Origin of the sequence: Pseudomonas sp. MYb13, from assembly GCF_002980075.1 — a bacterium.
In the GTDB taxonomy this organism is placed as follows: Bacteria; Pseudomonadota; Gammaproteobacteria; order Pseudomonadales; family Pseudomonadaceae; genus Aquipseudomonas; species Aquipseudomonas lurida.
In genome coordinates this window covers 133,455-146,679 of the sequence record NZ_PCQI01000009.1, presented here as the reverse complement: position 1 = coordinate 146,679, position 13,225 = coordinate 133,455, and the positions used below count along the sequence as shown (strand labels likewise).

The window sequence follows — 13,225 nt, the reverse complement described above, 5'->3', positions numbered from 1 at the left end:
TTGTTTATTTGTTGATTGAAAAACTTGCGAAGTCGCGATGTCGTTCTACTACTAAGGTCGTCTGGAACCTGTTCCGCAGCCGCATACAGTGGATACGTTCCAATAATAAAAAAGCTGTGCTGCGAGGATAAAAACAATGAACGACAGCATTTACCTCTCGATTCAAAACAGCCCGCGTTTCAAGGAGCTGGTGAGAAAAAGGGAAAGGTTCGCCTGGATTCTCTCGGCGATCATGCTAGGGCTTTACTCCGCTTTCATCCTGTTGATCGCTTATGGGCCACAAGTGCTGGGGGCCAAGCTCAGCCCCGGTTCGTCGATTACCTGGGGCATTCCCCTGGGCGTCGGGCTGATTGTGTCCGCCTTCATCCTGACCGGCATCTATGTGCGCCGGGCCAATGGCGAGTTTGACGACCTGAACAATGCGATTCTCAAGGAGGCTGCGCAATGATCCGGCGTCTACTGGCAGTATTCGGCGCTTCGCTCTTTGCACCCGCCGTCTGGGCGGCGGATGCATTGACCGGTGAAGTGCACAAGCAACCGCTGAACATCTCAGCGATCGTAATGTTTGTCGCGTTCGTCGGCGCCACGCTGTGCATCACCTACTGGGCCTCCAAGCGCAACAAGTCGGCGGCCGACTACTACGCGGCCGGCGGCAAGATCACCGGTTTCCAGAACGGCCTGGCGATTGCCGGTGACTACATGTCGGCGGCGTCCTTCCTGGGGATTTCCGCGCTGGTATTCACCTCCGGTTATGACGGCCTGATCTACTCGATCGGCTTCCTGGTGGGCTGGCCGATCATTCTGTTCCTGATCGCCGAACGCCTGCGTAACCTGGGCAAGTACACCTTTGCCGACGTGGCGTCCTACCGCCTCGGGCAAACCCAGATCCGCAGCCTGTCGGCCTGTGGCTCGCTGGTGGTGGTGGCGTTCTACCTGATCGCGCAGATGGTGGGCGCGGGCAAGTTGATTCAACTGTTGTTCGGCCTGGATTACCACGTAGCGGTGATCCTGGTGGGTATCCTGATGTGCATGTACGTGCTGTTCGGCGGCATGCTGGCGACTACCTGGGTGCAGATCATCAAGGCAGTGCTGTTGCTGTCCGGTGCCTCGTTCATGGCGCTGATGGTGATGAAGCACGTCAACTTCGACTTCAACACGCTGTTCTCCGAGGCGATCAAGGTTCACCCCAAAGGTGAAGCGATCATGAGCCCTGGCGGCCTGGTGAAAGACCCGATCTCGGCATTCTCCCTGGGCCTGGCACTGATGTTCGGTACTGCTGGCCTGCCGCACATCCTGATGCGCTTCTTCACCGTAAGCGATGCCAAGGAAGCCCGTAAGAGCGTGCTGTATGCCACTGGCTTCATCGGCTACTTCTATATCCTGACCTTTATCATCGGCTTTGGCGCGATCCTGCTGGTCAGCACCAACCCGGCGTTCAAGGATGCAGCAGGCGCCTTGCTGGGCGGCAATAACATGGCGGCGGTGCACCTGGCCAATGCGGTGGGTGGCAGTATTTTCCTGGGCTTCATCTCGGCCGTGGCCTTTGCCACCATCCTGGCAGTGGTTGCCGGCTTGACCCTCGCGGGTGCTTCGGCGGTGTCTCACGACCTGTACGCCAGCGTGATCAAGAAAGGCAAGGCCAACGAAAAGGATGAGATTCGTGTGTCGAAGATCACCACCATCGCGCTAGCGGTGCTGGCCATCGGCCTCGGTATCCTGTTCGAAAGCCAGAACATCGCGTTCATGGTCGGCCTGGCGTTCTCCATTGCCGCCAGCTGTAACTTCCCGGTGCTGCTGCTTTCCATGTACTGGAAAAACCTCACCACCCGCGGCGCGATGATTGGCGGCTGGCTGGGCCTGGTCAGTGCGGTTGGCCTGATGATCCTGGGCCCGACCATCTGGGTCTCGATCCTGCACCACGAAAAAGCCATCTTCCCGTACGAATACCCAGCGCTGTTCTCGATGATCATTGCGTTCGTCGGTATCTGGTTCTTCTCCATCACCGACAAGTCGGCGGCGGCAGAGAAAGAGCGTGCGCTGTACTTCCCGCAGTTTGTGCGTTCGCAGACTGGCCTGGGGGCGAGTGGGGCGGTTAACCATTAAGGACTAACGGCTACAAAAAAAATGCCCCGGTCGAGAGACCGGGGCATTTTTTTGCTTTTATTGGTAACGGATACGACAAAACTGTTTCTCAAATCCTGCAGCAATAAATTGCTCATCATCGGTGCCCGATGCGCCACCCACTCTAGGAGCCGGCTTGCCGGCGATGACACACTTGAACCTGGAGCTGTCCCTGAGTGCCTTAGCGCCGTCAAGCCAGCGCCTGCAGGGAGGGGCGGGGGCAGAAACAAATAAGGCCTCCAGAGGAGGCCTTATTCAGTGCAAGGAAGCGGTCTACTGCTTACTTGCGATCTTCCAGCTTGGTGATGTCACGCGACTCGTAGCCGGTGTACAGCTGGCGTGGGCGGCCAATCTTGTACGGGCTCGAAAGCATTTCTTTCCAATGGGAGATCCAGCCCACGGTCCGCGCCAGGGCGAAGATCACGGTGAACATGCTGGTTGGAATGCCGATCGCCTTGAGGATGATCCCCGAGTAGAAGTCGACGTTCGGGTACAGCGAACGTTCGATGAAGTACGGGTCGGTCAGGGCGATCTCTTCCAGGCGCATGGCCAGTTCGAGTTGCGGATCGTTCTTGATGCCCAGTTCCTTCAACACTTCGTCGCAGGTCTGCTTCATGACAGTGGCGCGCGGGTCACGGTTCTTGTAGACGCGGTGACCGAAGCCCATCAACTTGAACGGGTCGTTCTTGTCCTTGGCCTTGGCGATGAACTTGTCGATGTTCGAGACATCGCCGATTTCATCGAGCATGGTCAGCACGGCTTCGTTCGCACCGCCGTGGGCAGGGCCCCACAGTGCGGCGATACCGGCGGCGATACAGGCGAACGGGTTGGCACCCGAAGAACCTGCCAGGCGCACGGTAGAGGTGGAGGCGTTCTGCTCGTGGTCGGCGTGGAGAATGAAGATCCGGTCCATTGCCTTGGCAAGCACAGGGCTGATCGGTTTGATCTCGCACGGCGTGTTGAACATCATGTGCAGGAAGTTTTCCGCGTACGTCAGGTCGTTGCGCGGGTACATCATGGGTTGGCCCATGGAGTACTTGTAAACCATTGCGGCCAGGGTCGGCATCTTGGCAACCAGGCGGATCGCGGAAATTTCGCGATGCTGCGGGTTATTGATGTCGAGGGAGTCGTGATAGAAGGCCGACAGGGCGCCGACCACGCCGCACATGACGGCCATTGGGTGGGCGTCGCGACGGAAGCCGTTGAAGAAGGTCTTCAACTGCTCGTGAACCATGGTGTGGTTCTTCACGGTGCTGACGAACTGGGCTTTTTGCTCGGCTGTTGGCAATTCGCCATTTAGCAGCAGGTAGCAGGTTTCCAGGTAGTCCGACTGTTCGGCGAGTTGCTCGATCGGGTAGCCGCGGTGAAGCAGAATGCCATTATCGCCATCGATATAGGTGATCTTCGACTCGCAAGAGGCGGTCGACATGAAGCCTGGGTCGAATGTGAAACGGCCCGTGGCCGTCAGGCCCCGTACGTCGATAACATCGGGACCAACGGTGCCGGTTAAAATGGGCAGCTCGACGGGGGCTGCGCCCTCGATGATCAACTGCGCTTTTTTGTCAGCCATGTGGCCTCCTATTTATGCTTCAAATCATCAGACAGACCCCCCACGCAGGGCCCGCACCACTATATTGATATAAATCCAGATGTCAATTTGCCTAAAGTCTTGCGCCAGAAGGCTTTAACCGTACTTTTTCCTCGAAATTGACTGCCATTTACGCCTTTTATTCCCCCAGCGCAATCCGCTATTAGGGTGAGGAGTGCGCGTTGTCATTAGTAACCTAACTGTCTATACTCGGCCACCGACCGCCAAGGGCTTTTGGGCTTGCTTTCATTGGGGGTCGCACTCCCTGGGTGGTGCTTACCTGACCAGTGCACTCCCCAACAACTTTGCCCTGATTGTTAGGGGCTCTTCAGTGTGAAAAAAAGCCGTGAATAGCCAACGACCTGTAAACCTAGACCTAAGGACCATCAAACTCCCCATCACCGGCGTTACGTCGTTCCTGCACCGTGTTTCCGGCATCATCCTGTTCCTGGGCTTGGGCATCATGCTTTATGCATTGAGCAAATCCCTGGGTTCCGAGGAAGGATACGCCGAGGTGAAGGCATGCTTGACCAGCCCGCTGGCCAAGTTCGTAGCATGGGGCCTCCTGTCCTCTCTTCTGTATCACCTGGTAGCCGGTGTGCGCCACTTGATCATGGACATGGGCATCGGTGAGACGCTGGAAGGCGGCCGCCTTGGCTCGAAAATCATCATCGCCATTTCCGTGGTGCTGATCGTTCTCGCAGGAGTTTGGATATGGTAACCAGCGTTACGAATCTGTCGCGTTCGGGCCTCTATGACTGGATGGCACAGCGTGTGTCTGCGGTCGTTCTCGCGGCTTATTTCATTTTCCTGATCGGATACCTCGTCGCAAACCCGGGCATCGGCTATGAGCAATGGCACGGCCTGTTTTCCCACAATGCGATGCGAATCTTCAGTCTGCTGGCCCTTGTTGCCCTGGGCGCACACGCCTGGGTTGGCATGTGGACCATCGCGACCGACTACCTGACGCCGATGGCGCTGGGCAAGTCCGCGACTGCAGTACGTTTCCTCTTCCAGGCAGTATGCGGCGTCGCGATGTTCGCTTACTTCGTCTGGGGTGTGCAGATTCTTTGGGGTATCTGATCCATGGCTAACATTCCAACTATTTCATTCGACGCCATCATTATTGGTGGCGGCGGTGCTGGCATGCGCGCTGCACTGCAGCTGGCCCAGGGCGGTCACAAGACTGCCGTGATCACCAAGGTGTTCCCGACCCGTTCCCACACCGTATCGGCCCAGGGTGGCATCACCTGCGCCATCGCGTCTGCCGACCCGAACGATGACTGGCGCTGGCACATGTACGATACCGTCAAGGGTTCCGACTACATCGGTGACCAGGACGCTATCGAATACATGTGTCAGGAAGGCCCGGCCGCGGTGTTCGAGCTGGACCACATGGGTCTGCCGTTCTCCCGTACCGAGCAAGGCCGTATCTACCAGCGTCCTTTCGGCGGTCAGTCGAAGGATTACGGTAAAGGCGGGCAGGCTGCCCGTACCTGCGCGGCTTCCGACCGTACCGGTCACGCGCTGCTGCACACCCTTTACCAAGGCAACCTGAAAGCCGGTACCACGTTCCTGAACGAGTACTACGCGGTGGATCTGGTGAAGAACGCGCAAGGCGAGTTCGTCGGTGTGATCGCCATCTGCATCGAAACCGGTGAAACCACCTACATCCGCGCCAAGGCTACCGTGCTGGCGACGGGCGGTGCAGGCCGTATCTACGCCTCCACCACCAACGCCCTGATCAACACCGGCGACGGCGTTGGCATGGCGCTGCGTGCCGGCGTGCCGGTGCAAGACATCGAAATGTGGCAGTTCCACCCGACCGGTATCGCCGGCGCTGGTGTACTGGTTACAGAAGGTTGCCGTGGTGAAGGTGGTTACCTGATCAACAAGCACGGCGAGCGTTTCATGGAGCGTTATGCTCCGAACGCGAAGGACCTTGCTGGTCGTGACGTGGTTGCCCGTTCGATGGTTAAAGAGATCATCGCCGGTAACGGCTGTGGCCCGAACGGCGACCACGTATTGCTGAAGCTCGATCACCTGGGCGAAGAAGTACTGCACAGCCGCCTGCCTGGTATCTGCGAGCTGTCCAAGACCTTCGCACACGTTGACCCGGTGGTTGCTCCGGTTCCGGTTGTTCCGACTTGCCACTATATGATGGGCGGCGTGCCGACCAACATTCATGGTCAGGCGATCACCCAGAACGCCGAAGGCGAGGATGAAATCATCCACGGCCTGTTCGCGGTAGGCGAAGTGGCTTGCGTATCGGTTCACGGTGCCAACCGTTTGGGCGGCAACTCGCTGCTCGACCTGGTGGTCTTCGGCCGTGCTGCTGGCCTGCACCTGGAGAAGGCGCTGACCGACGGTATCGAGTACGACGACGCTACCGACGCCAACATCGAGGCCGCCCTGGCGCGCCTGAACGCGCTGAACGAGCGCACTGATGGCGAAGACGTAGCGACCCTGCGTCGCGAGCTGCAAAGCTGCATGCAGAACTACTTCGGTGTATTCCGTACTGGCGAATACATGCAGAAGGGTATCGCCCAGCTGGCTGACCTGCGCAAGCGTATTGCCAACGTCAAGATCAACGATAAGAGCCAAGCGTTCAACACCGCTCGTATCGAAGCCCTTGAGCTGCAAAACCTGTTGGAAGTGGCTGAAGCGACTGCGATCGCCGCCGAGGTTCGTAAAGAATCCCGTGGTGCTCACGCTCGTGAAGACTATGAAGACCGCGACGACGAAAACTGGTTGTGCCACACCCTATACTTCCCGGGTGACAAGCGTGTAACCAAGCGTGCCGTGAACTTCTCGCCGAAGACAGTTCCGACCTTTGAACCGAAGATTCGGACTTACTAAGGGTGGCTGCCATGTTGAAAGTCAGTGTTTATCGCTACAACCCTGATCAGGACGCTGCGCCGTTCATGCAGGAATTCCAGGTCGATACCGGTGGTAAAGACCTCATGGTGCTGGATGTATTGGCACTGATCAAAGAGCAGGACGAAGGTTTCTCCTATCGTCGCTCTTGCCGTGAAGGTGTGTGCGGTTCCGACGGCATGAACATCAACGGCAAAAACGGCCTGGCGTGCATCACGCCGCTGTCCGCCGTCGTCAAAGGCAACAAGCTGATCGTTCGTCCTCTGCCAGGTTTGCCGGTTATCCGTGACCTGGTCGTCGATATGAGCATCTTCTACAAGCAATACGAGAAAGTTAAGCCGTTCCTGCAGAACGACACGCCGGCTCCGGCCATCGAGCGTCTGCAGTCCCCGGAAGAGCGCGAGAAGCTCGACGGTCTGTACGAGTGCATCCTGTGCGCTTGCTGCTCGACTTCGTGCCCGTCCTTCTGGTGGAACCCGGACAAGTTCCTGGGTCCAGCTGCCCTGCTGCAAGCGTACCGCTTCCTGGCAGACAGCCGTGATACCAAGACCTCCGAGCGTCTGGCTTCGCTGGATGATCCGTTCAGCGTATTCCGCTGCCGCGGGATCATGAACTGCGTCAACGTATGTCCCAAAGGCCTGAACCCGACTAAGGCCATTGGTCACATCCGTAACATGCTGCTGCAAAACGGCGTGTAACTGACGTTGTAGTAAAAGCAGGACCGTTGTGCCCGTAAATGCTACGGCGCAGGCTTCAACCGGCGCCGTAGTTTTAACTTGAGCAGCGACTTACAAAGCCGCGGCTCTTATTTTGAAGAAATGAGACAAGCAGGGGCATTCGGGTTGGTACCCGAACTATCAGCGTGATCCTAAGTGGCTTGTTTTGGTCGCTGCACTTGGCCTTTTGCAAGCAAACTCGGTGTTTCCGCCGGTGGTGTCCCCAAATCGAGGGTGACCAAGCATGCAAGAAAGCGTGATGCAGCGCATGTGGAACAGCGGCTATCTTTCAGGTGGTAACGCTGCCTATGTGGAAGAGCTTTATGAGCTCTACCTGCACGACCCTAACGCTGTGCCAGAAGAATGGCGCACCAAATTTCAGACGTTGTCTTCAGACGGCAACGCTGCCACCGATGTATCGCACGCAACAATTCGCGATCAGTTTGTGCTGCTGGCAAAGAACCAGCGCCGCGCCCAGCCGGTTTCTGCCGCAAGCGTGAGCAGTGAGCACGAGAAGAAGCAAGTTGAAGTATTGCGACTGATCCAGGCGTACCGGATGCGTGGCCACCAGGCGGCCCAGCTTGACCCGCTGGGGCTCTGGAAGCGTCCTGCACCTGCTGACCTGTCGATCAATCATTACGGCTTGACCAATGCCGATCTTGATACGACCTTCCGTGCCGGCGACCTGTTCATCGGCAAAGAGGAAGCGAGCCTACGCGAAATTCACGAAGCGTTGCAGCAGACATATTGCCGCACCATTGGCGCTGAGTTCACGCACATCACCGATTCCGAGCAACGCCACTGGTTCCAGCATCGCCTGGAAGGTGTGCGTGGTCGTCCGGTGCTTTCCGCCGACGTGCGCAGCCACCTGCTTGAGCGCGTAACCGCTGCCGAGGGCCTGGAAAAATACCTGGGCACCAAATACCCAGGCACCAAGCGTTTCGGTCTCGAAGGCGGCGAAAGCCTGATCCCGATGCTCGACGAGCTGATCCAGCGTTCCGGTTCCTATGGCACCAAGGAAATCGTGATCGGCATGGCCCACCGTGGTCGCCTGAACGTGTTGGTCAACACCTTCGGCAAGAACCCGCGTGAGCTGTTCGACGAGTTCGAAGGCAAGAAGAAGGTCGAGCTGGGTTCCGGTGACGTTAAATACCACCAGGGCTTCTCGTCCAACGTGATGACCACCGGCGGTGAAGTGCACCTGGCCATGGCCTTTAACCCATCCCACCTGGAAATCGTTTCTCCAGTGGTCGAGGGTTCGGTGCGTGCTCGCCAGGATCGTCGCAACGACACCACCGGTGAAAAAGTCCTGCCGATTTCCATCCACGGTGACGCGGCATTCGCCGGTCAAGGCGTGGTCCTGGAAACGTTCCAGATGTCGCAGACTCGCGGCTTCAAGACGGGCGGTACCGTTCACATCGTCATCAACAACCAGGTTGGCTTCACCATCAGCAACCCGCTGGACGCGCGTTCTACCGAGTACGCCACCGACGTTGCCAAGATGATCCAGGCGCCGATCCTCCATGTGAATGGTGATGATCCGGAAGCCGTGCTGTTCGTGACACAGCTTGCCATCGATTACCGCATGCAGTTCAAGCGTGACGTGGTCATCGACCTGGTTTGCTACCGCCGTCGCGGTCACAACGAAGCCGACGAACCAAGCGGCACCCAGCCGTTGATGTACCAGCAGATCACCAAGCAGCGCACCACCCGTGAGCTGTATGCCGAAAGCCTGACCAAGGCCGGTGTGGTTGACGACGCGCGCGTTCAGGCGAAAGTCGATGAATACCGCAACGCCCTGGACAATGGCTTGCATGTAGTAAAAAGCCTGGTCAAGGAGCCGAACAAAGAGTTGTTCGTTGACTGGCGTCCGTACCTGGGCCACGCCTGGACTGCACGTCACGATACGTCGTTCGACCTGAAGACCTTGCAGGAACTGTCCGCCAAGCTGCTGGAAATTCCAGAAGGCTTCGTGGTTCAGCGCCAGGTCGCGAAGATCTACGAAGACCGTCAGAAGATGCAAGCCGGCGGCCTGCCGATCAACTGGGGTTACGCCGAAACCATGGCGTACGCGACCCTGGCGTTCGAAGGTCACCCGATCCGCATGACCGGCCAGGACATCGGCCGTGGTACGTTCTCGCACCGTCACGCGGTTCTGCACAACCAGAAAGACGCGGGCACCTACATCCCGTTGCAGAACCTGTACGAAGGCCAGCCACGTTTCGACCTATACGATTCGTTCCTGTCCGAAGAAGCCGTACTGGCGTTCGAATACGGTTACTCGACCACCACGCCAAACGCGCTGGTGATCTGGGAAGCCCAGTTCGGCGACTTTGCCAACGGTGCCCAGGTGGTTATCGACCAGTTCATCACCAGCGGTGAGCACAAGTGGGGTCGCCTGTGCGGCCTGACCATGCTGCTGCCACACGGTTATGAAGGTCAGGGGCCAGAGCACTCCTCGGCCCGTCTGGAGCGTTACCTGCAGCTGTGCGCCGAGCACAACATCCAGGTGTGCGTGCCGACAACCCCGGCCCAGATCTACCACTTGCTGCGTCGCCAGGTGATCCGCCCGCTGCGCAAGCCGCTGGTAGTGCTGACGCCGAAGTCGCTTCTGCGTCATAAATTGGCCATCTCGACCCTGGAAGATCTGGCTGATGGTTCGTTCCAGACCGTTATTCCAGAAATCGATGCGCTGGATGCCGCCAAGGTGACTCGCCTGGTCCTGTGCAGTGGCAAGGTCTACTACGACCTGCTGGAAAAACGCCGTGCCGAAGGCCGCGAAGACATCGCCATCGTGCGTATCGAGCAGCTTTACCCGTTCCCGGAAGACGACCTGATGGAGGCCATCGCGCCTTACACCAACCTCACGAACGTGGTGTGGTGCCAGGAAGAACCGATGAACCAGGGCGCGTGGTACAGCAGCCAGCATCACCTGCGTCGCAGCATCGGCAACCACAACAAGGCCCTGGGCCTGGAATATGCCGGCCGTGATGCTTCCGCTGCACCTGCGTGTGGTTATGCGTCGATGCACGCCGAGCAGCAGGAAAAACTGCTGCAAGATGCTTTCACTGTTTAACGCCTTCGCGCTGACTGAAACCGAATTTTAAGGACCCACAGATAATGGCTATCGAAATCAAAGCCCCGTCATTCCCGGAATCGGTTGCCGATGGCACCGTTGCCACCTGGCACAAGAAACCAGGCGACGCCGTAAAGCGTGATGACCTGATCGTCGACATCGAGACCGACAAAGTCGTTCTGGAAGTGTTGGCCGAAGCTGACGGCGTGCTGGGCGCAATCGTTGCCGAAGAAGGCGCTACCGTTCTGTCGAACCAGGTGCTGGGCTCGATCGAAGAGGGCAGCGCTGCTGCCGCCGCTCCTGCTGCCGCCGCTGCACCGGCTGCTGCTTCGGCCTCTGCAGCCGCTCCGGCTGCTGGCGCTGAAGACCCAATCGCTGCACCGGCTGCCCGTCAGCTGGCTGACGAGAACGGCATCAACCTTGCGTCCATCAAAGGCACCGGCAAAGACGGCCGTGTGACCAAGGAAGACGTGGTTGCCGCGGTTGAAGCCAAGAAAAACGCTCCAGCTGCCGCGCCTGCCAAGGCTGCTGCCCCGGCTGCCGCTGCACCTGTGTTCGCCGCTGGCGACCGCACCGAGAAGCGTGTACCGATGACTCGCGTACGTGCCACCGTGGCCAAGCGTCTGGTTGAAGCACAGTCGAACATGGCGATGCTGACCACTTTCAACGAAGTCGACATGACCGAAGTCATGGCCCTGCGTTCGAAGTACAAGGACCTGTTCGAGAAGAGCCACAACGGCGTACGTTTGGGCTTCATGTCGTTCTTCGTGAAAGCGGCCACCGAAGCGCTGAAACGCTTCCCGGCAGTCAACGCTTCCATCGACGGCAACGACATCGTTTACCATGGCTACGCAGACATCGGCGTTGCCGTGTCCAGCGACCGTGGCCTGGTAGTTCCGGTACTGCGTAACGCCGAGCTGATGAGCCTGGCTGAAATCGAAGGCGGCATCGCGACCTTCGGCAAGAAAGCCCGTGACGGTAAGCTGACCATCGACGAGATGACCGGCGGTACCTTCACCATCACCAACGGTGGTACCTTCGGTTCGATGATGTCGACCCCGATCGTGAACCCGCCACAAGCTGCGATCCTGGGCATGCACAACATCATCCAGCGTCCGATGGCCATCAACGGCCAAGTCGTGATCCGCCCGATGATGTACCTGGCACTGTCTTACGATCACCGCCTGATCGATGGTAAAGAAGCCGTGACTTTCCTGGTGACCATCAAGAACCTGCTGGAAGACCCGGCTCGTCTCCTTCTGGATATCTAAAAAGCAGCTGCAAGTTGCAAGCTGCAAGCTCCAAGCTCGAAGCGGGCGATCGGTGCTTTCAACGTGTGGCTTGCAGCTTGTAGCTTGCAGCTAAAATGGGAACCTTTTTATGACACAGAAATTTGACGTTGTAGTGATTGGTGCAGGTCCTGGCGGCTACGTTGCCGCCATCAAGGCCGCACAACTGGGCCTCTCGACTGCTTGCATCGAAAAATACACCGACAAGGAAGGCAAACTGGCGCTGGGCGGTACTTGCCTGAACGTTGGCTGCATTCCTTCCAAGGCACTGCTGGACAGCTCCTGGAAATTCCACGAGGCCCAAGACGGTTTCGCGATCCACGGCATCAACCATGCTGGCGTGACCATGGACGTCCCTGCAATGGTCGGCCGTAAAGCCAACATCGTTAAAGGCCTGACTTCCGGCGTTGCTACCTTGTTCAAGGCCAACGGCGTGACTTCCCTGCAAGGCCACGGCAAGCTGCTGGCCGGCAAGAAAGTTGAAATCACCAAGCCAGACGGTTCGGTAGAAGTCATCGAAGCCGAGAACGTGATCCTGGCGCCAGGCTCGCGTCCAATCGACATTCCACCGGCTCCGGTTGACCAGAACGTGATCGTCGATTCGACCGGCGCCCTGGAATTCCAAGCAGTGCCCAAGCGCCTTGGCGTGATCGGTGCTGGCGTGATCGGCCTGGAACTGGGTTCGGTATGGTCCCGCCTGGGTGCCGAAGTCACCGTGCTGGAAGCCCTGGATACGTTCCTGCTGGCTGCCGACACCGCGGTGTCCAAGGAAGCGCTGAAAACCCTGACCAAGCAAGGTCTGGATATCAAGCTGGGCGCCCGTGTCACCGGTTCTAAAGTCAACGGCGAAGAAGTTGTCGTGACCTACACCGACAAAGACGGCGAGCAGACCATCACTTTCGACAAGCTGATCGTCGCCGTGGGTCGCCGTCCAGTGACCACCGACCTGCTGGCTTCCGACAGCGGCGTGAACATCGACGAGCGTGGCTTCATCCACGTTGACGATCACTGCGCTACCACCGTGCCTGGCGTCTACGCCATCGGCGACGTGGTTCGCGGCATGATGCTCGCGCACAAGGCTTCCGAAGAAGGCATCATGGTTGTCGAGCGCATCAAGGGCCACAAAACCCAGATGAACTACGACCTGATCCCGTCGGTTATCTACACCCACCCGGAAATTGCATGGGTCGGCAAGAACGAACAGCAGTTGAAAGCTGAAGGCGTTGAAGTTAACGTCGGCACCTTCCCGTTTGCCGCTTCTGGCCGTGCCATGGCAGCCAACGACACCGGTGGTTTTGTCAAAGTCATCGCTGATGCCAAGACTGACCGCGTATTGGGCGTCCATGTGATTGGCCCAAGCGCTGCAGAACTGGTTCAGCAAGGCGCAATCGGTATGGAATTCGGCACCAGCGCCGAGGATCTGGGCATGATGGTCTTCTCCCATCCGACCTTGTCCGAAGCGCTGCATGAAGCCGCGTTGGCAGTGAATGGCGGCGCCATCCACATCGCCAACAAGAAGAAGCGCTAAGCGAGATAATAAGAAACCACGGCGGAGTTG

The 13,225-nt window shown here is 58.2% G+C and carries 10 protein-coding genes; 9 read left to right on the top strand and 1 reads right to left on the bottom strand.

The annotated features are described in order from the left end of the window. The first annotated feature begins 136 nt into the window (after positions 1-136). The gene (locus tag CQ002_RS17655; protein ID WP_016972153.1) at positions 137-448 is read left to right on the top strand and encodes a DUF485 domain-containing protein; all 312 of its coding nucleotides are present in this window, start codon (positions 137-139) and stop codon (positions 446-448) included. Next, positions 445-2,103, top strand: a complete 1,659-nt coding sequence (locus CQ002_RS17650; protein ID WP_034102928.1) for a cation acetate symporter — start codon at positions 445-447, stop codon at positions 2,101-2,103. The genes CQ002_RS17655 and CQ002_RS17650 overlap by 4 nt, the downstream gene beginning before the upstream one ends. Before the next feature lie 298 nt (positions 2,104-2,401). On the opposite strand, the gene gltA is transcribed toward CQ002_RS17650, so the two are convergent. Continuing rightward, positions 2,402-3,691, bottom strand: a complete 1,290-nt coding sequence (gltA, locus tag CQ002_RS17645) for a citrate synthase (protein WP_012723087.1) — start codon at positions 3,689-3,691, stop codon at positions 2,402-2,404. Positions 3,692-4,055: 364 nt separating this feature from the next. Here gltA and sdhC point away from each other — a divergent pair, with 364 nt between their 5' ends. The 7 genes from sdhC (at position 4,056) to lpdA (ending at position 13,195) form a co-directional block, all read left to right on the top strand. Continuing rightward, positions 4,056-4,430, top strand: a complete 375-nt coding sequence (gene sdhC, locus CQ002_RS17640; protein ID WP_003190005.1) for a succinate dehydrogenase, cytochrome b556 subunit — start codon at positions 4,056-4,058, stop codon at positions 4,428-4,430. Next, positions 4,424-4,792: a succinate dehydrogenase, hydrophobic membrane anchor protein gene (gene sdhD / locus CQ002_RS17635; protein WP_003172805.1), complete on the top strand. Its 369-nt coding sequence runs from the start codon at positions 4,424-4,426 to the stop codon at positions 4,790-4,792. The genes sdhC and sdhD overlap by 7 nt, the downstream gene beginning before the upstream one ends. Positions 4,793-4,795: 3 nt before the next feature. Beyond that, positions 4,796-6,568, top strand: a complete 1,773-nt coding sequence (sdhA, locus tag CQ002_RS17630; RefSeq protein ID WP_034102929.1) for a succinate dehydrogenase flavoprotein subunit — start codon at positions 4,796-4,798, stop codon at positions 6,566-6,568. 11 nt (positions 6,569-6,579) lie between these two features. Further along, entirely contained in the window at positions 6,580-7,284 is a 705-nt protein-coding gene (locus tag CQ002_RS17625) for a succinate dehydrogenase iron-sulfur subunit (protein WP_034102931.1), read from the top strand. A gap of 262 nt (positions 7,285-7,546) precedes the next feature. Further along, the gene (locus tag CQ002_RS17620; protein ID WP_034102933.1) at positions 7,547-10,378 is read left to right on the top strand and encodes a 2-oxoglutarate dehydrogenase E1 component; all 2,832 of its coding nucleotides are present in this window, start codon (positions 7,547-7,549) and stop codon (positions 10,376-10,378) included. Between the two features lie 44 nt (positions 10,379-10,422). Continuing rightward, positions 10,423-11,649, top strand: a complete 1,227-nt coding sequence (gene odhB / locus CQ002_RS17615; protein WP_105161892.1) for a 2-oxoglutarate dehydrogenase complex dihydrolipoyllysine-residue succinyltransferase — start codon at positions 10,423-10,425, stop codon at positions 11,647-11,649. 109 nt (positions 11,650-11,758) lie between these two features. Then, a complete protein-coding gene (gene lpdA, locus CQ002_RS17610) occupies positions 11,759-13,195 on the top strand; it encodes a dihydrolipoyl dehydrogenase (protein ID WP_034102937.1) in 1,437 nt (478 codons plus the stop codon). Positions 13,196-13,225 lie beyond the last annotated feature (30 nt).

Excerpts from the sequence above, each read along its gene's own strand:
- CQ002_RS17655 (WP_016972153.1), top strand. The coding sequence starts at position 137 with ATGAACGACAGCATTTACCTCTCGATTCAAAACAGCCCGCGTTTCAAG.
- CQ002_RS17650 (WP_034102928.1), top strand. The coding sequence starts at position 445 with ATGATCCGGCGTCTACTGGCAGTATTCGGCGCTTCGCTCTTTGCACCC.
- gltA (WP_012723087.1), bottom strand. The coding sequence starts at position 3,691 with ATGGCTGACAAAAAAGCGCAGTTGATCATCGAGGGCGCAGCCCCCGTC.
- sdhD (WP_003172805.1), top strand. The coding sequence starts at position 4,424 with ATGGTAACCAGCGTTACGAATCTGTCGCGTTCGGGCCTCTATGACTGG.
- sdhA (WP_034102929.1), top strand. The coding sequence starts at position 4,796 with ATGGCTAACATTCCAACTATTTCATTCGACGCCATCATTATTGGTGGC.
- CQ002_RS17625 (WP_034102931.1), top strand. The coding sequence starts at position 6,580 with ATGTTGAAAGTCAGTGTTTATCGCTACAACCCTGATCAGGACGCTGCG.
- CQ002_RS17620 (WP_034102933.1), top strand. The coding sequence starts at position 7,547 with ATGCAAGAAAGCGTGATGCAGCGCATGTGGAACAGCGGCTATCTTTCA.
- odhB (WP_105161892.1), top strand. The coding sequence starts at position 10,423 with ATGGCTATCGAAATCAAAGCCCCGTCATTCCCGGAATCGGTTGCCGAT.
- lpdA (WP_034102937.1), top strand. The coding sequence starts at position 11,759 with ATGACACAGAAATTTGACGTTGTAGTGATTGGTGCAGGTCCTGGCGGC.